Origin of the sequence: Terrabacter sp. 2YAF2 (assembly GCF_052114705.1) — a bacterium.
Lineage (GTDB): Bacteria > Actinomycetota > Actinomycetes > Actinomycetales > Dermatophilaceae > Terrabacter.
The window spans coordinates 81,963-102,154 of sequence record NZ_JBFRFG010000001.1 but is presented as its reverse complement, the minus strand read 5'-3'; the positions used below and the strand labels follow the sequence as shown (position 1 = coordinate 102,154).

The window sequence follows — 20,192 nt, the reverse complement described above, 5'->3', positions numbered from 1 at the left end:
CTCCGCGGACCGGGGGGTCGGCGCTGGGTCACTGGTCGTGGCCCTGCGCCTCCGTGACGGGATGCTCGTGAGCAGCCCTTCGTCCGTGGTCGGTGGCGTGCTGTCCTTCCACGTCGTCGAGGACCGCGGCCGTCTCGATGAGGGTGCGGAGCGTGTCCGTGAAGCGCGCGGCGGGCGCGCCGTCGATGACGGCGTGGTCGAAGCTCAGCGTGAGCGGCAGCATCGCCCGGGCCACGATCTGGCCGTGGTGGACGGCGGGCCGCTCGGCGACGTGGCCCACGGTGACGATCAGTGTCAGCGGCGCGACGGGGATGGCCCAGCCCCAGCCGTGCGTGAACATGCCGACCGACGTCACGCCGACGGCGGGGCCGAACGTCGCCGCGATGCTCGGCCGGGTGGCCACGAGGCGGATGGCCGTGCGTCTCAGCGGCCCCGGGAGTCGCACCAGCGCCGCGGTCATCCCGTTCTGACGGTGTGCCGGCGCCGGTCCGAACTTGGCGTGGTGGAGCTCGGCCGTGATCTCGGCACACGACCGCTCGTCGGCTGACTCGATCTCGGCGATGTCGAGGACGACGTGGGCGCCCACCGGCCGTTCCACGGTGGCGCCGACGTCGACCCGGTCGAAGAAGAGGAGCTGGTTGCCGGCCTTGCGGGCGTTGACCTCGGGGTGCTCGGCGACCGCCCTCGCCACCGTGGCGAGCACGAACCCCGTCCACGACACCGTGGGCTGCACGTGACGGATCCGCTCGGCCGCCGTGGTCACGTCGAGCTCGACCAGGGCGTGCACCTGGAACCGGCGGCTGGCGCCGGTCAACCTGTCCAGGACCGGTTGGCGCTCCTTGGGGATCGGGTGGAGCACGTAGCCGTTCAGCGGACGCCGTGCCACAGCTCGCGCTCCCACGAACGTGGGTCGTCCACGACCTCGGACGTGGTGTCGAACCGCATGGTGGCTCGCTTCCCGAGGTCGTATGCCGTCCAGCCGGGGTCCCCGGTCGAGGCGAAGGAGACCCACGCGGCGTGCATGGTGTCGGCCAGGGCCTGCGGCGGGTGCTCGCCGAGCAGGGGACCGAACAGCGGCGCGTCCGGGCTCAGGGTGTCGAAGACGAACGGCACCTCCACGGCGTGGACTGCGCCGAGTCCCGGTGCGGGCCAGGCGAACTCGTACATGTACGTCTGGCCGGCGGTGGCCGCGGCTGCGGTCGCGGCGGCGTGCGCATCCGCCAGTGCGATGGCAGGGATCCTCATCCACCAGTCGGTCTGCACGACGGTCAGCACGTCACCGGGTGCGGCGCCTGGGTGCCTGGCCCGGTAGGCGGCCAGCGCGGTCTCCGGGGAGAGTCCGTAGGCGGCGAGCGACTGGTACCCGTACGAGGTGACCGGGCCCGTGAGCATCTCGTCGGTGATCCCTGCGATGGCGCCGCTGACGACGAGCCACAGCCTCCAGTCGTCCGTGTTGGTTCCGACGAGGACGTCGACGTCGCGGCTGGATCCCGCAGCGATGCGGTCGATGGGCAGCCCCGGCACGGTGTCCCCGTCGACCACGGGCTGCCACGGCATGGTGCTCGTGACGACCTCCCAGCCCCAGCGGTCGGGGTCCGGGTCGGCGAGCAGGTCCGCCTTGAGGGCGGCCTGGGCGGCGAGCAGGCGGGGGATCCCGGCGTCGGCGATCGCCGCACGGGTCGGTGCGACGCCGAGCTTCTCGGCCAGGCAGTGGCCGATGCGCAGTGCATCGTCGGCCGGGGTCACGTGGTGGGCGGCCCCGCTCTGCAGGACCGCTCGTCGGTAGAGGCCTTGCGCGCGGGGCATGGCGAGCAGCGTGCCGATGCTCATCGCTCCGGCGGACTCACCGAAGACGGTGACGTTGTGGGGGTCGCCGCCGAAGGCGGCGATGTTGTCCCGGACCCACTCGAGGGCTGCGACCTGATCGAGGAGACCGAGGTTTGCGATCCCGTCCCCGAGGTAGAGGAATCCCTCTGCGCCGGGCCGCCAGTTGATGACGACGCAGACCACTCCGTCCCGGGCGAACCGGCTGCCGTCGTAGGCCGCCGTGGAGCTGAGCTCGAACATGCCGCCCTGGATCCACACCATCACCGGCAGCCCGGCTGCGGTCGGGTGGGGCGCCCAGAGGTTGAGGTTCAGGCAGTCCTCCGAGGGTGCGGCGCGCCGGACGGCCTCGAACGCCGCCCCGACGTCCTCCCAGTCCTCCCCGGCCCCGGATGGTGGGCCGGTCGGTGTCGGGGGAGCGACCTGCGGTGGCTCGGCGCCCAGCGTCACGGCGTCACGGATGCCAGCCCACGCTGGCGCCGGCTGCGGGGGAGCGAGGCGGTTCACGCCGAAGGGGGCCGCGGCATACGGCACGCCGAGGAAGGACGCCACCCCGTCGGCGACGAGCCCGCGCAGCTCTCCGCTGACCGTCTTGACCACCGCACCCATTCGTCCACGGTTCTGCCCACGGCGCACACTGACCAGAGTCGAAGGTCCCGGACCCCCGAGCGACGCAACCGAAGCGCGACCGGAGACGGAGGCGCGTCGTCAGGCCAGCACGGTGCTCGCGGGGACCTTGGGCCCTAGGCCGGTCGGTGGATGCTTCCTATCGTGGTTTCCGATGAAGGAGGCGGCTTCGAGTGAAGGTCATCATCGGCAATCGTGAGGAGACTGTCAGAGGTCGTCGCGCGACCGCTCCCTTCAGGACGAACGCGGTGGTCGCGGGAGTCTTGTTCATCGTGGCAACCGTGGCGAGTCTTCTGAGCGGACCCTTCCTGGCTCCGGTGACGGGCGTCGACCACCTCGCCGACGCGGCGGCACACGAGAGCCAGGTGGCCACGGGTGTGCTGCTCGGGCTCATCGCCGCGTTCGCGGCGCCGGGCATCGCGATCGCGCTGTATCCGGTGCTGCGAAGGTTCGGTGAGGGCTTGGCGCTCGGAGCTGTCGGCTTCAGGCTCATCGAGGGGATCTTCTACGCCTTGGGCATGTGGGCGTTGCTGTCACTGTCGACGTTGAGCCGGGCATTCGTCGTCGCGGGAGCGCCCCGTGGCGCGGGCTACGCGGTCCTCGGTGACGCGCTGCTGGGGCAGTACCACTGGCTGGCTGATGCCGGACTGCTGTTGGCCTTCAGCGTTGGCGGGCTCTTGTACTACCTGCTGTTCTACCGCAGCAGGCTCATCCCGATCTGGCTGTCGGCGTGGGGAATTGCCGGGGTGGTCCTGCTGATGCTCGCCGGGGTGCTCATCATCTTCGGCACCATCAGTCCACTGTCAACAGCTCAGGTCGCCCTGGCCGTCCCGATCGGACTGCAGGAGATGGTGTTGGCCGTCTGGCTCCTCGTCAAGGGCTTCGACCGCTCCGCCCTGGCGGCGCTGGAGTCCTGACGGTTGACCGATTTCGATGACTGGGCCGGCCCACCTCCGGTCAGGGCTCGGCTGCCCGCTCGTGCTCGAGGTGCACCTTCATGCTCTGCCAGATGCGCTCTTCCTGACGTCGACCGAGCCAGACGATCAGCGGTCCCAACAGGTGCAGCGCCCCCTTGGGGCGGACCTGGCCGGACCAGCTCATGCGCGTTCCTGCGGCGACCGGCTCGAAGCGCAGGACGTAGCGGATGTCGGCCTGCGCCATCGTCGTGACCGAGGCGAGGAGCTTCGGCCGGTCGAAGTCCGTGATCTCGATGAGCAGGTCCGCGGTGCGGCCGCCCGACCACACGGCGGAGCGGAAGGTCGTGCCGCGGCCGATGGGCGCGGCGCCGACCTTCTGGGCGCGGACCATCCGCGGGTTGTACTGCGGCTCGTTGGTCTGGTCGGCCACGTAGTCGAAGACCACGTCGACGGGACGGGCGATCGTGATGTCACCCTCGATGCCCGCCATGTCGCTCCCTCAGCCCGGGCTGCCAGCGGAGCCCGCGTCGGCCGGCTCGCCTCGGGCGCCGAGCACCAGCAGCGCGAACGCGAGGACGTAGAGTCCGGCGATCACCGGCTCCAACGCATCGAAGGCCACGGCATCCGGCACTCCGGCCCAGACCTGGAACGGCATCCCGACGAGATAGCTGATCTGCTCGGGGATGCCCGACAGCAGGGCCACGAACGCCAGCACGTAGCCCCACGCGGACCGGCGCCACAGCAGCACGGCGCCCACGGCATACAACGGCACCTGCACGGCCAGGTCCAGCACGGCCGACGTGTGGATGAGCGCGGTGGACTCCACGAGACGGCTGCCCACGGGCACCGTCCCGTTGACCGCGTTGACGACCGCCGCCGCGATCCACATGCCGCCGAGCGAGATCGCGAGGATTCCCAGTGCCGCCGCCACGGGCCACACCTGCCGCATCCCGCGGAACTGCTCTCTCACCCTGTCGATCTCGAGACCGCCGATGGTGAGCACCATGGCGATCAGGCTCGAGGAGAAGACCGCCACGTGGAGCAGGAAGAGGTCGTTGAAATCGGTGGCGAAGACGTAGAACGCGTAGCCGTAGACGAGGTCGGCGAGCAGTCCGGCGGTCACCAGCCGGCCCAGCAGCGACCCGCGCCGGGCACGACCCACGGCCAGGGCCAGCGCCGGTACGACCAGGACCGCCGTCACCACGTCGTAACCGCGCAGGATCTCCGCGGTCGACCGGGCACCGGTGTAGACCCCGTCGATCACGAGCCCCGCCACCGACGCCGCGAGGGCGAGGGCCGCAGTGACCCAGACGACCGCCGCCGTCCCGGTGCCCAAGGTGCGGGGCTGCACCTGACCCTGCAGCCTCGGCTGCTCCCGGCTGCCGATCGTGGCCATGGTGGTCGCCTCCTCGACGGAGCAGCCTGCCGCCCGAGGGCTGGCACGACCACTTCGTACCATCACCACACTAGGCAGCTGGGACCGAAGGGGGCAGGGCCGAAGGTCCCCGCGCCGGCAGGTCACTCGCCCGTGGGACCCCCGGCGAGCTCGGCGACGATGTCGAGGTGGCCCACGTGCCTCGCGTACTCCTGGACGAGGTGCAGGAGCACCCGTTCGAGGGTGGCCGGTGGCTGACCCTCCCAGCGGGGGCCGGGCTGACCGACATCGTCCAGACCGTGCGACTCGATGACCGCGTTGCTGCGTCGAGCCTGCGCGCGGAAGGCCGCGAGGAGGTCGTCGAGCGTCTCCGTGTCAGCGACGAACCAGCGCCCGTCGCGACGGTCGGCCCACGGTTCGGCAATGACCGCACCCTCGAATCCCCATTCGAGCCAGCGTTGCTCGACATGCGTCAGATGCTTCAAGAGCTGAACCGGGGTCCAGCCGGACGGGACGCGTGTGACCCGCTGCTCGTCGACGGGGATGCCTTCGACCCTGCTGGCGACCTGGTCGCGGAAGTAGTCGAGATAGCGGACCATCACCTCGGTGCGGGTCGATGCGGCATCGGTCGGCTCGGGGAAGGTCGGGCTCATCGGCCGAGTATGACCGGCGTACGTCCGACCGTGGCCTGTTACACGGGCTTATGGGGTTTCGGAGGCTTCGGATGGACCAGGCCGTCGGTCGGGGCAGCCACGACGCTGCCGTCAAGCGTCACGAGCGGGGGCATCGGCTGGCCCAACGGGTCCGGCCACGGTGCGGTCGGCTGTGGCGGGGTCGGCGGGCGAGGCGGTGTGGGCTGGGTGATCACCGTTCCCGGTGCCGGCGGGACGGACCTGCTGACGGCAGGGTCGACCAGGTGTGCCAGCGACGGGGCCGTGTCGACGCGTGGGACCTCCATGGGCGGCAGGCCGAGCAGGTCGATGATCGTCTTGGGGATGCTGGCGTGGGAGTGCCAGCGGGCATCGATGTGTTGGCCGACCTTGCCCCCGAACATGACCAGCGGTATCCGTGAGCCACCGATGGCGGCATACCCGTCGGGGTGCAGGGCGTCGGGAACGGTCTCGATCGCCGGCGTCGGCACCGAGTCGGCGTAACCGCCCCAGTCGTCCCAGGTCAGCACGAAGGTGGTGTCGTCCCAGCCCCCGCCGTCGATGACGGCCTGGACCCGCTGCCAGACGAGGTCATGGCCCTTGGTGACGTAGCCGGGGTCGCTGACGAAGGGCGGGTGTTCGTCGTAGCCCGCCGGGCTCCACACGTAGCAGACCTGCGGGAGGGTGCCCGCCTTCGCCATCGGGACGAACTGGCTGGGCGGGTGCACGTGGGCGCTGCCGGGGGCCGTGCTCAACGAGGCGTAGAACTTCGTCGGGTAGCCCGACTGGTCGGGGAAGGCAGCCCACCCGACGCCGGCGGTCTGGGCGACGGAGAAGATCGAGGGCAGGTCCCAGACCGGGTGGGGGCCGACGAACGGCGGGTTCTTCATGGTCGGCATCTGACCCCCGATGGCCAGCATGTGACCGGGCGTCGAGTTCGACCCGGACCCGAAGTGGTGGTCGCAGAACACGAACTGCTTCGCCAGCCACGAGTAGAACGGGATCACCACGTCGCTGTCGACCTGCGCGGGCAGCGCCGGGTAGTCGCCCATCGAGTAGTGGACCCACGCGTTGCGGTCGTGGGGCTGGTCGAAGTCGGGAGGGCTGGACAGCAACGGCCCGTGGTTCGCGACGGCGGCGCCCCAGGCCGCCAGCGCGGAGAAGTAGAAGTCGGTCGTCTTGTTCTCCTGCAGGAACACGACCACCCGGTGCCCGGGAATCCCGCTCATTCCGGTGCCTCCTGATCTCCTCGCGTGTGCCTCGTTGTCAGACCCAGCCAAGCACTCTCGCCCGTCGTCGGCCAGGTGCGGAGGCGCTCAGCCCTGAGGCAGACGCGCCTTTTCGCGTCCCGCCGGGGTGCGTTCCACGGGGCTTGCCGCGTCCAGCCCCCACTCCGCCCAGGACCCGTCGTAGACACGGACGCCGGGGCGGCCGAGCAGATGGGTCAGGACGAACCAGGTGGTGGCGGCCCGCGCGCCGACCGTGCAGTACGTGATGATCCCCGTCAGCCGCGCGAGGTCGGCACTGGTGAAGATGCGCGTCAGCTCCGCGGCGTCGCGGAACGAGCCGCGCTCGTCCAGCACCCTGGTGATCGGGACGTGCACGGCGGTGGGGACGTGGCCCGTCCGGCCGCCGACCTGCTGTCCTCCGGAGGGCCAGAACTGGTCACCCCGGTACTCCGCCTCGGAGCGGACGTCCAGGATCACGGTGCCTGCGTCCTCGATGGCTCGCTCGACATCCTCGCGTCCCGCCCTCATGGCGGGATCAACCCCTTCGAGCCGGTAGGCGGTGGGCGTCGGAGACGGCACCGCCCTGGTCACCGGGCGACCCTGCGCCTGCCACGTGTCGAGGGAGCAGTCGAGCAGCCCGACCCGTCGGTGTCCGTGGGCCTGGAGGAGCCACAGTCCCAGGGCCGGGGCGTAGCCGGTGAACACCACGAGGGTGTCGGCATCGATCCCGGAGTCGCGAACCAGTCGTTCGACGGCCGCCGGGTCGACGAGCTGGAAGTCGGGGCGTCTGAGGTCCGTGTAGATGTTCCAGAGCACGGCGCCCGGGAGGTGCGCGGCGTCGTAGCCGGCGGCAGCGACGTCGACGTGGATGATGCGCACACCGCCATCGGCAAGGTGCTCGTGCAGCCAGCCGGGGTCGATCAGGAGCGCGCTGCGTCCCTGGCCGACTTGGCCGACCTGGCCGACCTGGCCGACCTGGCCGACGTGGCCGACTTGGCCCACCTGACCGACCTGGCCGGCCTGACCGGCCTGACCGGCCTGACCGGCATACGTGCTGACAACTGAGGTTCGGGAACCGTCCATGCTGACCACCTCGGGCCTTCAGGACCTATTCGATGTGGATCCAGCCCAGCAGGTCCTCGTCCCGGACTGTCTCCAGGAGTTCGGGATGGTCAGCGCGCATGTGCTCCCGGATCGCGTCGATCACCAGTTCGTCGGTGTCGCCGTGAGCCACGAACCCGCATTCGCAGCGGATGATTCTGGCCATGTCGTCCTCCTCTCATGGTGTACGCCGATGGCCTTGCCACAATGTTGGCATGACGTTGGCGTCGCCGATCGCGACGAGGATTCAGCTCTGCGGGCCGCCCGTGATCGAGCTGCAGGGCCAACGCCTCGACGACCGCCTCGCCGGGCACCAGAGCGTTCTCCTGTTCGCCTACCTCGTCCTCAACCGCCACCGGGTCAGCAGCCGCGACGACGTGCAGCGGGCCCTCTGGCCGGACGGACCCGGGCACGCGTCCGGCCTCAATCCCCTCGTCTCCAAGCTGCGCAAGGTCCTGGGTGCCGGCCTGGTCGAAGGGCGGTCGGGCCTTCGGCTGCGGCTGCCCAGCGACGCCGTGGTCGACGTCGAGGCCGCTCGTCGGGCGGTCCACACCGCTGAGTCCCAGATCGCCCTGGCCCACTGGAAGCAGGCGTGGGCGCCCGCGCAGGTCGCGATGTTCATCACGGAGAGGGAGTTCCTGCCGGGGGAGGAGGCGCCGTGGATCGAGGAGGAGCGCCGAGAGCTCACCGCCGTCGCGCTCCGCGCACTGCAGGCGTATGCCGTCGCCGCACTGGGCACGGGCGGCACCGAGCTTCCTGCCGCCGTGCGGGCAGGGCGCCGACTCGTCCGGTTGGCTCCGCTCCACGAGAGCGGACACCAGGTCCTCATGCAGGCGCTGGCTCGCGAGGGCAACGTCGCCGAGGCCTTGACGGTCTACGCCGACCTGCAGGTGCTGCTCCGTGAGGAGCTGGGGGTGTCGCCCAGCGCGAGCAGCCAACGGGTCTTCGAAGGCCTGCTGCACGGCTGATGACCGGCTGCGTCCACCGTGACGACGGACCGCCCAGCCCCGTGACGCCGACCTACTTCACGCAGGGGATCCCGCCACCGGACAGGTCGGTCAGGGCCGTCGGGGGCGGCCCGGACCGACCGCCTCCCACCGCGGACACGGCGGTCGCCGGCGGCGGCGCAGGGGTCGTGGCCGTGCCCGAGGGGGTGGCCGAGGCCGGGAGCGTGAACCCGTTGCCGAGGCGGACGATGAGCGATCCCGACGGCGTGGAGGCGCGTTCCCGGATCTCCAGCCCGCCGAGGAGGCCGGCGAGCGACTGGGCGGCCGCGGAGTCACCGGGGGCGTAGTCGACGACCGAGCCGGTGCGCGGCACCCCAGTGGAGACGAGGCCGGCCCGGTAGCCCTTGGCCACGGCGGCATCGAGCACGAGCCGGGCCTGGCCGGCGACCCCGGACTCGTTGATGACGTCGACCTTGCGGTCAGGCACGGGCGTCGTCGTCGCCGAGGGTTTCGGTGTCGCTGGTGCCGTCGGCGCATTGCCGGTGCTCAGGATCGCGTGCACCGTGCTGCGGATCACCGGCACGTTGACGAAGTTGACCGACTGTCCGCGAGAGTCGAAGCCGAAGCGCTCGACGGGGAGCGTGAAGAAGTGCAGGTTGCCGCCCGAGATCGCCGACGCGTCCCGCGCCAGACCGATCGGGTCGAGCCCGGCATCGATCGCCGTGTTCTGCTTCGCCACGTTGACCAGGCCCGTGATGGTCGCCGGGTTGATGAACGTGTTGGCCTGCTTGAGCTGGTGGAAGAGCGAGGCGATGAAGGCCTGCTGGCGGCGGGACCGGTCCAGGTCGGTGAACTGCAGGTCGGGGTGCACCGTGTCCCGGCGCTGGCGCACGAACGCCATGGCCTGCGAGGCGTCGATCTCCTGCAGTCCGGCGTGGAAGTTGGCGCCGGAGAAGGTGTCCTGGGTGTCCTCCTTGACGCACACCTGGATCGGCTGCACGTTCTGCGCGATCTGGTAGAAGGCCACCATCGTCACCTCGACGAAGTGGTCGATCGGCACGCCCCCGAGGAACTGCCGCACCGTCGCGATCTCGGTCTTGCGACCCGCCTCGCGCGCCTGCTGGTTGGCCGGGTGACCGGTGACGCCCTTCTTGGCCAGCGCACGTTGCTCCTGGTCGTACGCCAGCCCGTAGGCCTCCTTGATCTTGCCCTTGCACTCGCCGTCGGGACAGCCGACGAAGTCGACGTAGTCGTCACGGGGGATCGAGATGGCTGTGGCGCGGGTGCCGTCGCCCGGGATGTGCACGAGCATGAGCACGTTGGTGTTGAGGCCCCCGATGCTCGCGTCGCCGGTGTGGAGCGCGTCGTACATCGCCTTCGGCAGCGGGTCGCCGTTCTCGTCGAGGCGGCTGTCGAGACCCATGATGAGCAGGTTCGTGTCGCCGTGGGTCGACTGCGTGCCTCCGGCCAACGCCGCCGAACGGCGTATGCCGCTGTCGAGCGAGTGGTACTGGTAGGCGCCGTAGCCGGCCAGTGCCAGGACCAGGACCCCGACGACGCCCAGGATCCACCAGCGTCGGCGACGACGCGGCCGGTCCGAACGGTGCCCGGACACCTCCTCCGCGTCAGGCGCGGACGCCGAAGCGGGCTCGGCGTCGCCGCTCATGCTCGGCTCCCCGTCGTGCGGCCTTCCGTGACGTTGGCACCGTCCCCGCTCAGGCGCGACTGTCCGACGAACTCATCCATGCTGCTCACTGCTGCTCCTCTGGTGTCGTCCGCCTTCGCTGCGCGACGACCTGTCTGTGGACGAGGGTTCCAGTTCGCTCTGAATGGTTGCTGGGGGCAGCCGGAAAAGGCAAACCGCAGGCCACGAGGTGACCTGCGGTTTGGGGTGGTGGCCAGGGGCGGGGTCGAACCGCCGACCTTCCGATTTTCAGGTGTCGGCGGTTACTCGGGCGAGTCCCGATGCGTCGTCGCCCGAGTTGTGGCCGGCCGACTCGGTCCCAGCGACGGCTGGCTCGGTCTGGTCGTGTTGCTATCAGACGCGCTATCAACGCGAGCCACGCGCCACATCTGCCCGGCACCCTGATAGCGGCCAGCACCAGGACCCCGGTCAGTGGGTCAAGGGTCGAGCTTGCTCGATCGCGAAGCGACGCTTTGCGCCCTTGACGCGCTGGCCGGGGTCCGGACGATTTGGCTGCAGGGTGCCGGGCTTCGTCGTGCCCCGGTCCAGTTGTGCCTGGGCCCGGGCGAGGACGGCGCGCCAGCGCCGCCCGCAGCTGGGCCCCGCGCCGGCGGAGCCGGCGCCTTGACGGAGAAAAGACATTCCTCACGCACGGCTTACTACACGTCGCATCGCCGGACTCAGACGCCAGTGCTGAACCCGGCGAGGTGCTCCAGCACCAAAGAGTTGGCCTCCCAGCCGTCCGGGAACTTCTCGGGCTCGTCGAGGAAGACCGGGTCCGAGTCCGGGAACTCTGCGAGCAACCTATCCGCTCCAGCACGCCCGACCACGATGCACGCCTGACGGTGGCGGGAGAGCATGACGCACATTCGGCCAGCTTCGAGGTGGAAGGCAGTCGCGTCGCGACGGCCGGCCAGGGGGTGCCACACGAGGACAACGTCGTACTCCCGCCCTTGGACCTTGTTGGCCGTGGACACGACCAGCGAGTCGGGGTCGACCCCGACATGGTTGAGCGCGTACCTGACCGCGTGGACCTGGTCGTTGTGCGCAGCGACGACCGCGACTCGGTCGGGTCCAAGTGTCTGCCCGCCAGGGTGGAGCTCGTCGACCACGACGGCACCACGGGTGAGCAGCCGCTGGACCAGACTCGCCAGGCGCGCAGCAACTTCGGTGTCGGTGCGGACGGTGAGCTTCTCGGGCAGTTCGACGTACGCCCAACCTTCGGCTGCGGCGAGGTCTAGGGCCGCGTCGTCCGGCGTGCTTCCACCGGGGCCGAGCCCCAACTCTCGTTGCGCTGTCACCGTACCGGCGGCGAACCCGGAGAAGGGGTAGAAGGCGGTCGACACGATGCCAGCGGCTGAAGGTGGCAGCCGCCACGACAGTGGCAACTGGTGTGCGTCGAGGTCTGGGTGGTGCGCGCGGAGCGTGCCCATCGCCGTGCGTGACGGGGAGTATTTCAGGCCCTTCCACAGGGCATCGTCGATCGTGGTGAACGGGTCGAGCTGACCAGGGTCGCCCACACACATCAGACGCTCGAACATGCCCGCGATGCCGAGCAGTGCGTCAGAGCGCATCTGGTATGCCTCGTCGATGAGGGCAAGCTCGTACGGCTGCATGGCTCCGTTTTGCTGCTGCTTGGAGCGGATGAACTCCCATTTCCGCGCTGTACTCACGACTACCCGAGCCGACCTTACGTCCGGGGAGTCATGGTCCGACTCCAGGACGAGACTCGATCCTGCCGCTGCCTTGGCGGCGACCATGGCGCTCGACGGACCGCCGGTGGAACCGAACAGACGTGCGACGGTGAGGTCCGGGTGCCTGCGGCGCAGCGCGAGCACGAGGTCGTCCGCCTGCTCGTTCGTCTGCGTCACGACAGGTAGCCGGAGCCTCCGGTCGGAATCCGTCAGTGCCTTGGAGACGGACACCGTCAGCGAGCTCTTGCCCGCTCCCGGAGGTGCCTCGACCAGAACGGCCTCTCCTTTTCCAGCCCGGTGCAAACCGTCGACGACCAGCGTCGTGTAGGTGCCGTTGACAAAGTGGAAGTCCACCTTCGCCGTCACTGAAGCACCCCCGGCTCTGCGTCCGGCGAGACCTCACCGATCACCGGAAGGTCGGCGAGCTCCGGGACTGACAGGTCGGGGGAACCGTCGGTAGCACCGTCGCCAGCATCGGCGTCACCGGCCAATTCGGACGTCGTCTCGCGGTGGGTCCACGGAACCTCGTCGGGTCCCCACGGATCACGTCCCTCCCAGGGGTCAAGGCCGACGAGCATCACCTCGACGCCCAAGGACCACGCCGCTGTGTCGAAGGCCTTCACGCCGCCCATGATGGCGATGGTCGCAGTCGACGAATCCACAGCCCGCACGATCCCTCTGACAGCGCGATCCTCGGTCCACCGGAGGACCGCACCGGTCAGGAGTCGAGTCGGACCCGTCAGTTCCAACTCGATCAGCGGAACGCGGGTGCGGTTCTTTCCGCCGGGCTTGATCTCGCGATTCTGGTCGTCGACCGAGGTAACCACACCCGTGATGCACTGTCCCTCCGCGTCGAGGCTCGCCATGATCAGCGGGTCGTCGAACGCTTGGTCGGTCTCGAGCGCGTCCTGTGCCGAGCTCCAGCGTTGGAGCGTTCTCGCGGACCGAATGGCGTCGTGACGTCGGGCGAACCGCGGTATGCCCTTTGTCGAACGTCGAGCGTGGTCACTCCACTCGCGCACGTCGTCGGCCCACCGACCGGCGACAGAAGCTGCCGGGTCGATCTGCCGCATGATCTCGAGGGCCCGAAGTGTCGCGGCGTACGCCGGCTTCAGGGCCGCATCCACCTCGGCGGAGACGTGTTCCTCGGCCAACCGCGTCCTCGCCGCGTCCTGCTCCCTTAGACCCACTGAGTACGCCTTCACGAACGGCTCGAGGCGCGCTTCCCATCTGGGGTGTGGCACCGGCCCGTACGGCCACGGACCTCCACGAGCCCCCTCGCTGTTCTCGAGCCGTTCGAGCTCGGCGAGCAGGTCACCTGGCACCCCGTCGATCCACGCCAGCAACGCCGCGAGGCTCTCGTCCTCCAGCGCCGACTGCCCGGTGACGAAGTGCTGGGAAAGCGTCTCGGTCATCGCCAAGAAGGTAGATTGTCCCGGTAGCTGCGAGTGCTCGGCGAACCAGGATAGGTGCGATCCCGTCCACTGGGTGGGCTCAGGCACCTCGTGGGTGTCGCCCAGGCCGAGGTAACGCAGCGACCGACCGAGCCGAGCGCCCAGATAGGAGCGTGTCGCACGGTTCGGCACCACGATCTGTGGGGCGTCGTGGGCTACCTGCCGGAAAGAGCCCTTGGAGGTTCGTTCCGTCCTCAGGACCAAGTATGGGCGCATGAATGCAGCGAAGTCCGCGGCGAAGGCGTTGATTGCGGCGAACCGCGCCTCACGGTTGCGCGGCTCGGCGGCGACCACCGTTTTCGCGTCACGGGCGTCCGTGCCGTACGTGATGCCGAGCGGTGCGGCCGCTTCGCCGGACAGGTTGTATGCGACAACCACGAGCGGGCGGTTGGTCAGGTGCTGGTGCCGATACGCAGTGCGCCGCACTGCAGTGTGCGCGCGAGCGGCCTCCGCCGTCATGATCAGTTCGACGAGGCTCACTCGCCGCCGCCCTTCGCGCTCGGAGGTTGGACGCCGGCGGTCGGCACGAGGGAGCGCGCCCGGTTAATTGCGCCGTACGCGTCGCTCAGTGCCTCGGCCACGTCCGCAAGTCCCTCCTCACCGTCTTCCGGCCCGTGCTCTGCCAGACGCATCGCGTCGGCAAGTGTGTGCACACCCGCAAGGTTGTCTCGGGCGTCTCGGCCGAGCCGCGCTGGGTCGTCGTTCCCCCAGGCCTCGGCTCGGCAGAACTTTGCCATATCGCAGCTCTGAACGCAGTCCGGGACGTACAGCGCGTCGACCATGGAGACGGCAGCGACCAAGGCTGTCCGAAGGTTGTCCTCGTCGAGCTTTCCGGCCGGATCGACGTCGAACGTGAGGTCGGGCGGGAGTTTCTGCAGCACGTCGTCCGTCTGCGGCACGGATCTTAGAACGCGGGAGAGCGACATCGACTTCTTTTTCAGCGGGACGCGGTGGGCGACCGGCTGACGGCCGAAGTTTCGGGGCGCGACGAGAATCACCGACCACACCAGCAGCTCGGGGTCGAAACCGAGCTGTTCCAGAGTCGAGCGCAGCGCCATGTGGTAGACCGCCGTCTGGCCAGCGGTAGCGGAAACCTTCGCCGGGTCGGCCTGACCGTCGATGATGGGATAGGCCTTGATCTCGACCAGTTCGAGCTTGTCCCCGATGCGGAACGCGAGGGCGTCCGGCTCCAAGTGAACGGTCTCGCCGGCCAGGTCGAACCGCAGGACGGGGTGGTCAACGACGTGCGGGGCGTCCGCGCTTCCGCGCGCAATCCGCGCCAGGGCGTCGTTCGTCTTGGCGACGCGGGCGTCCATCCACGCCTGCGGGTCCTTGCGCCGTCCCACCCGGTTGACGTCCTCCACCACCAGGTTCGGGGGCTTGGGGAGCGCGACGTACGGTGCGAGCGCGTCCACCAGCAGTTCGTAGTGGCTGAGGTGCTTGAGTCGGTCCTCGAAGCGGTTCCCGCCTTCGATCGCGAACGGTGACTGCCCTCGCAACGTCGGGTGGCCCAACGATGCGGCCAGTTCATGCGCCGCCACACCGGCGGAGTCGATCACGCGGCGGCGCGTGCATCCGGGGTTTTGCGTCAACGCGGCAACAGACCGAGCGTTCGCTCGAGCGCGAGGCAACGTCCCACGTATGCCTTCCAAGGTTGGCGGTGCGGTGTCTCCCTCCATGGCTGCACATGATTGCACCCACCTCCGACACTGCGCAGGGCATCAGACGCGCTCATTTACGGGGACGGTCTAGGACATTCGTCGCGGTCCGTGGCTACGCTGCACTCGATCACTCACCCGCCGGGAGGACTACCGCCTTGTCTCGCTTGAACGACCTGCTGCGCCAGCTTCGGATGGACAAGCCCGGACTGGCGGATGACCTGCAGCGAGAGTTTGACGCGCTGGCCGACAGGAGGTCGTTCGGCCTGAACTTCGAGCGCCACGTGCCCGAGGCGGTGGAGCTACCGGGCCGACAGGTCCGCAAGGGCGACAAGGTCCGGGTTCTCCCGCCGCGCGGCGAGGCTAGGAAGCGCGAACACGACCGGCTGTGGCAGGTGGTGGGCGTCTCGAGCGGGGTCGGCGGTCGGGAAGCGGCGCTCGTCTCCCTCGATCAGGACGAGGACGAGGCCGATGCCGCGACCGACGATCTCGTGGTCGTGGCCGAGTTCCGCGACCCGATCTACCCGGGCCTCGTCTCCACCGGCAAAGTCGAACGCGGTGGCGACAAGCCGTACCACGCGGTCATCAACGCCGAGAACTATCACGCGCTGCAGACCCTGCTGTTCACGCACCGCGGCAAAGTCGACTGCATCTACATCGACCCGCCGTACAACACCGGCGCGAAGGACTGGAAGTACAACAACAACTACGTCGAGGGCGACGACCTGTATCGCCACTCGAAGTGGCTCGCCTTCATGGAGCGTCGGATGCAGTTGGCCAAGGAGTTGCTCAACCCGGAGAGCTCCGTGCTTATCGTCACAATTGACGAGAAGGAGTACGCGCGACTGGCTCTCCTTCTAGAGCAGGTGTTCCCGGATGCGCGGATTCAAATGGTGACCGCCGTTACGAACCCCAATGGTTCGGCTCGTCTTGGCGAGTTGACGAGGGTGAATGAGTTCATCTTCTTCTGCTTCCTCGGAAACGCTAAGCCTGTCGCGACGCAACGGTCGCTCCGAGGTGAGCCTCGAGAGGAATCTACCGAGCAAGTGCGCTGGGAGCGCTTGATGAAGGGTTCCAATAATGCCCTTAGGTCGGATCGGCCGAATCTCTTCTACCCCGTCTTCGTCGATGCCGACACTTGGCGCATCCTTGGTGTGGGACAAGCGCTTCCACCGGAGCAAGATCGACACACTGTGTCCCCTCCCGAGGGAGCTGAAATCGTGTGGCCGCTTTCAAGAGAGGGAGTTGAGAAGCGGTGGCAGGTTTCCGTTGACTCATTCAAGAAGATGGTGGCAAGCGGGACGGCCCGCGTCGGTTCCTACGACTCTAAGAATCGGCAGTGGAGCATCTCCTATTTGAACCGAGGACAAGTCGAGCGTTGGGAGCGTGGCGACTACGAGGAAGTTGGTCGGGACGAGAATGGTGTCGTTATCCTCCGCGCTACGGGGGTCGTCCCGAAGGCCGCTCCGACGGTGTGGGATTCGAGCGCTCACAACGCTGGTGAGCACGGCTCTCGACTCTTGCGTACGCTCATGCCGGACAGGAAATTTCCGTTCCCAAAGTCGCTCTACGCCGTAGAGGACACACTTGCGATTGTTCTCGCGTCAAGACCCTCGGCGGTTGTCCTGGACTTCTTCTCCGGGTCCGGCACCACCGCTCACGCCGTCATGCGTCTAAACAAGCAGGATGGTGGGCGACGCCAGTGCTTCTCCGTCACGAACAACGAGGTGGGGGTCGACGAGCAGAAGGCACTGGGCAAGCGAGACCTGCGTCCGGGCGACCCCGAATGGGAGGCGCTCGGTATTTGCGACTTCATCACAAAGCCGCGGATGACGGCCGCCATCACCGGCAAGACCCCTGGGGGGATGCCGATCAAGGGCGCCTACAGGTTCACTGACGAGTTTCCGATGGCTGACGGCTTCGAGGAGAACATCGAGTTCTTCACCCTGACCTACGAAGCGCCGCTCCGCATGGCTTCGAACCGCGAGTTCAAGAAGATCGCGCCTCTCCTGTGGCTGCGAGCCGGGTCGCATGGGCGTCGCATCGACGACATATCGAATGGCTGGGATGTGGCTGACGTCTACGGGGTTATCGCGGATCTCGACCAGGCGGAACCGTTCCTGAAGGCTCTTGCCGATAACGACGAGGCCACGATGGTGTTCATCGTGACCGATGAAGACCGCCTGTTCGAGGCTCTGGTGGCTGAGCTGCCGGAGCACGTCGAGCCGGTCCGGCTCTACGAGGCATATCTGCGCAACTTCGAGATCGAGGCGGGACGAAGCAGCCGATGAAGTTCACCCTGAAGCCATACCAGGCCGAAGCCGTCGACGATGTTCTCGGCGCACTCGAGAAGGCGCGGTCCGTCTACCGGCAAGAGGGCGTCAACTCATCGGTAGCCCTGTCTGCGACGACCGGTGCCGGCAAGACCGTGATGGCCGCCGCCGTGATCGAGTCGCTGTTCTGGGGGAGTGACAAGTTCGGGACCGACTCCGACCCCGGCGCGGTCGTTATCTGGTTCTCGGACGACCCGAGCCTGAACGAGCAGACGAAGGACCGCCTCCGTGAGGCGAGCGAGAAGTTCACATACGACCAGCTGGTGACGATCAAGCCACCCTTTGCCCGAGCGAAGCTCTCGCCCGGCAAGGTTTACTTCCTCAACACGCAGCGGCTGTCCAAGACTTCGCTGCTCACCCGTGGCGCGACCGTCGATGACGAGGGTGCGTTCGAGGAGATGGCGGCTGGTTCGTCCCCGGACCTGCAGGGGTGGACGATCTGGGAGACGATCGGCAACACGATCGACGACCCCGGCCTGACCGTCTACCTGATCCTGGACGAGGCGCACCGAGGGTTCAACACGCGAACCAGCTCCGAGAAGCCAACACTCGTTCGGCAACTGATCAACGGCGACGATGGACAACCGGCCATCCCGATCGTTTGGGGCATCTCTGCCACGATCGAGCGCTTTAACGACGCGATGAGGGCCGCGCACGCAGACCAGTCGCGCCGGGCGCTGCCGTCGGTCCAGGTCGACCCTCTGCGCGTCCAAGAGTCGGGCCTGGTCAAGGACGTCATCAACCTCGACATCCCCAACGAGGCTGGAAACTTCGACACCGTGCTCGTTCGGCGAGCAGCAACCAAGCTCCAGGACTCCAGTGCGCGTTGGGAGCGCTACGCGAAGGCGGAGAAGGCGAACTCGGTCGTCAGGCCGCTGCTCGTGCTGCAAGCCCCCAACACGCCGGACACGGACCAGATCGGGTTCGCGCTCGACGAGATCGCAAGGGTGATGCCGACGATCACCGGCGACTCGGTTCGGCACGTGTTCGGGGACCACACGACGCAGAAGTTCGGCTCGTGGGAGGTCGACTGGATCGAGCCGCAGCGCGTCCAGGAGAGCACGAATGTACGCGTTCTCGTGGCGAAGGACGCGGTCTCGACCGGCTGGGACTGCCCGCGGGCCGAGGTGCTCGTGTCGTTCCGGCCGGCCACGGACCAGACCCACATCACCCAGTTGCTCGGACGAATGGTTCGCAACCCGCTTGCGCGCCGCGTGCCCGGCGACGAGCGACTCAACTCCGTCGACTGCATCCTGCCGTTCTTCGACCGCACGACCGCAGGCAACGTCGCGAAGTTCCTGTCGGGCGCGATCGGCGAACTGCCGGGTGGCGGGGGCAAGAAGGTCCTCCTCGACGGACGAGAGCTGCAGCAGAACCCCTCGATCGCTCCGGCCGTCTGGGAGGCGTGGGACCGTGTCCCGACGGAGACGATGCCGCAGCGGGGTTCGCGGCCGGTGAAGCGGCTCGTTGCGCTCGCCCAGGCGCTGTCGTCCGACAGTGTCCGACCGGGCTCGCTGTCGGAAGTCGAGAGGACCATGGCGGCCGTTCTCGACTCGCTTGCTATCCGCCATGCCGGCGAGCTCGAGGAGGCCATCGCCGAGATCTGGACCGTTCGCGGGATGACAATCTCCGGTCGACGCAAGACCGGCAAACTGACCTACGCCGAGTTCGTCGAACGGGCCGACGACCGGGCCATCCGCGTGGGCTTCGACGACGCTAAGAAGGCGTTCGGTGCCGACGTGGCCCAGGCGTACGTGAACCATCTTGCCGGTGAGGACGACGGAGACGACGACGGGCTGCGTGAGGCCTACGTCAGGGTGTCCGCTCTGGCGATCGTGAAACAGATCCGCGAGAAGGTCGACCGGGAGGCCGACGAACTGGCGGCCAAGTGGTTTGCCGAGCACCGTGTCGCGATCAAGGAACTGTCGGACGAGCGTCAGCAGGCGTTCGAGGAGATTCGCGCTGAAGCGACAGAACCGCAGCGTGGCGAGCTTCGACGTCCTCGCACCCGGATGGAGGACTTCGCGGTCGTCGACGAGGACGGACAACTTGCGGTGGCACCGGTCGCGAACCGGCACCTGATGTCGGACAAAGACGGCGATTTCCCGCTCAGCTCCCTGAACGACTGGGAGTTCGACGTCGTCCAAGCCGAGCTTGCCCGGTCCTCCTGCAAGGCGTGGTACCGCAACCCAGCGCGCGCGGCAGTCGACTCCGTAGGTGTCACCTATCGGGACGCCACGGGCAACTGGCGATCGATGCACCCGGACTTCGTCTTCTTTAACGAGGTGGGAGGCCAGATCCGTGCGTCGATCGTGGACCCGCACGGCCATCACCTCGAGGACTCGTTGATGAAGCTTCAAGCGCTCACGCGCTTCGCCAAAGAGTTCGGGTCAGAGTTCCACCGCATCGAGGCCGTGGCGAAGATCAACGGGACGATGCGCATCCTCGACGTGCAGGACGAACGCGTCCGAGCCGGCATCCTGGCAAGTGACCAGTCTCCGCTCGAGCTCTACGCCAGCAACCTTGCCGCTGACTACGACTCGGCTCGGTGACCACCGCCTGGTCACCGGAGATGAGCAGACGCCTGACCACTCCCCACCGGCGTCTCTTTCGCCGGACTCAAGCGGGGAATGCACGCTGGTGGGCCTGTGAGTGTGAGGACCGCCCGAGGGCGGGGCTCCTCTGCCAGGAGCTGTGTC

17 protein-coding genes are annotated in these 20,192 nt (G+C 68.2%); 5 read left to right on the top strand and 12 right to left on the bottom strand.

The window, feature by feature from the left end:
- Positions 1–28 precede the first annotated feature (28 nt).
- Both AB4030_RS00515 and AB4030_RS00510 read right to left on the bottom strand, forming a co-directional pair.
- Positions 29–886, bottom strand: coding sequence for a 2-oxo acid dehydrogenase subunit E2 (locus tag AB4030_RS00515; protein WP_442277212.1), 858 nt, complete (start codon positions 884–886; stop codon positions 29–31).
- Positions 868–2,433, bottom strand: a complete 1,566-nt coding sequence (locus tag AB4030_RS00510; RefSeq protein ID WP_442277211.1) for a carboxylesterase/lipase family protein — start codon at positions 2,431–2,433, stop codon at positions 868–870. Before AB4030_RS00510 ends, AB4030_RS00515 begins: the two co-directional genes overlap by 19 nt.
- Before the next feature lie 191 nt (positions 2,434–2,624).
- On the opposite strand from AB4030_RS00510, the gene AB4030_RS00505 reads away from it, so the two are divergent.
- Positions 2,625–3,368, top strand: coding sequence for a DUF4386 domain-containing protein (locus AB4030_RS00505; protein ID WP_442277210.1), 744 nt, complete (start codon positions 2,625–2,627; stop codon positions 3,366–3,368).
- A gap of 40 nt (positions 3,369–3,408) precedes the next feature.
- On the opposite strand, the gene AB4030_RS00500 is transcribed toward AB4030_RS00505, so the two are convergent.
- The 5 genes from AB4030_RS00500 to AB4030_RS00480 form a co-directional block, all read right to left on the bottom strand.
- Positions 3,409–3,858: an SRPBCC family protein gene (locus AB4030_RS00500; protein WP_442277209.1), complete on the bottom strand. Its 450-nt coding sequence runs from the start codon at positions 3,856–3,858 to the stop codon at positions 3,409–3,411.
- Positions 3,859–3,867: 9 nt separating this feature from the next.
- Positions 3,868–4,764, bottom strand: coding sequence for a hypothetical protein (locus AB4030_RS00495; RefSeq protein ID WP_442277208.1), 897 nt, complete (start codon positions 4,762–4,764; stop codon positions 3,868–3,870).
- Between the two features lie 122 nt (positions 4,765–4,886).
- Positions 4,887–5,396 carry a mycothiol transferase gene (locus tag AB4030_RS00490; protein WP_442277207.1) on the bottom strand — a complete coding sequence of 170 codons (510 nt, stop codon included), beginning with the start codon at positions 5,394–5,396 and terminating at the stop codon, positions 4,887–4,889.
- 38 nt (positions 5,397–5,434) lie between these two features.
- Complete coding sequence (locus tag AB4030_RS00485) at positions 5,435–6,622, bottom strand: alkaline phosphatase family protein (protein WP_442277206.1); 1,188 nt, start codon at positions 6,620–6,622, stop codon at positions 5,435–5,437.
- A gap of 87 nt (positions 6,623–6,709) precedes the next feature.
- Positions 6,710–7,501 carry a sulfurtransferase gene (locus AB4030_RS00480; protein WP_442277205.1) on the bottom strand — a complete coding sequence of 264 codons (792 nt, stop codon included), beginning with the start codon at positions 7,499–7,501 and terminating at the stop codon, positions 6,710–6,712.
- On the opposite strand from AB4030_RS00480, the gene AB4030_RS00475 reads away from it, so the two are divergent.
- Positions 7,487–7,687: a hypothetical protein gene (locus tag AB4030_RS00475; protein WP_442277204.1), complete on the top strand. Its 201-nt coding sequence runs from the start codon at positions 7,487–7,489 to the stop codon at positions 7,685–7,687. The genes AB4030_RS00480 and AB4030_RS00475 overlap by 15 nt on opposite strands.
- Positions 7,688–7,730: 43 nt before the next feature.
- Here AB4030_RS00475 and AB4030_RS00470 read toward each other — a convergent pair whose 3' ends face one another.
- On the bottom strand, positions 7,731–7,889 hold the full coding sequence (locus tag AB4030_RS00470; RefSeq protein ID WP_442277203.1) for a DUF1059 domain-containing protein: 159 nt from the start codon (positions 7,887–7,889) through the stop codon (positions 7,731–7,733).
- A gap of 49 nt (positions 7,890–7,938) precedes the next feature.
- On the opposite strand from AB4030_RS00470, the gene AB4030_RS00465 reads away from it, so the two are divergent.
- Positions 7,939–8,691, top strand: a complete 753-nt coding sequence (locus AB4030_RS00465; RefSeq protein ID WP_442277202.1) for an AfsR/SARP family transcriptional regulator — start codon at positions 7,939–7,941, stop codon at positions 8,689–8,691.
- Between the two features lie 52 nt (positions 8,692–8,743).
- On the opposite strand, the gene AB4030_RS00460 is transcribed toward AB4030_RS00465, so the two are convergent.
- From AB4030_RS00460 to AB4030_RS00445, 4 genes are all read right to left on the bottom strand, one after another.
- Positions 8,744–10,336, bottom strand: coding sequence for an LCP family protein (locus AB4030_RS00460; protein ID WP_442277201.1), 1,593 nt, complete (start codon positions 10,334–10,336; stop codon positions 8,744–8,746).
- Positions 10,337–11,034: 698 nt separating this feature from the next.
- On the bottom strand, positions 11,035–12,414 hold the full coding sequence (locus tag AB4030_RS00455) for an AAA domain-containing protein (protein WP_442277200.1): 1,380 nt from the start codon (positions 12,412–12,414) through the stop codon (positions 11,035–11,037).
- Positions 12,411–13,982 (bottom strand): hypothetical protein, encoded by a 1,572-nt coding sequence (locus tag AB4030_RS00450; RefSeq protein WP_442277199.1) that lies wholly within the window; start codon positions 13,980–13,982, stop codon positions 12,411–12,413. The genes AB4030_RS00455 and AB4030_RS00450 overlap by 4 nt, the downstream gene beginning before the upstream one ends.
- Positions 13,979–15,061: a hypothetical protein gene (locus AB4030_RS00445; RefSeq protein WP_442277198.1), complete on the bottom strand. Its 1,083-nt coding sequence runs from the start codon at positions 15,059–15,061 to the stop codon at positions 13,979–13,981. The genes AB4030_RS00450 and AB4030_RS00445 overlap by 4 nt, the downstream gene beginning before the upstream one ends.
- Before the next feature lie 266 nt (positions 15,062–15,327).
- Here AB4030_RS00445 and AB4030_RS00440 point away from each other — a divergent pair, with 266 nt between their 5' ends.
- On the top strand, positions 15,328–17,451 hold the full coding sequence (locus AB4030_RS00440; RefSeq protein WP_442277197.1) for a site-specific DNA-methyltransferase: 2,124 nt from the start codon (positions 15,328–15,330) through the stop codon (positions 17,449–17,451).
- Positions 17,448–20,045 (top strand): DEAD/DEAH box helicase, encoded by a 2,598-nt coding sequence (locus tag AB4030_RS00435; protein ID WP_442277196.1) that lies wholly within the window; start codon positions 17,448–17,450, stop codon positions 20,043–20,045. Before AB4030_RS00440 ends, AB4030_RS00435 begins: the two co-directional genes overlap by 4 nt.
- The last annotated feature ends 147 nt before the right edge of the window (positions 20,046–20,192 follow it).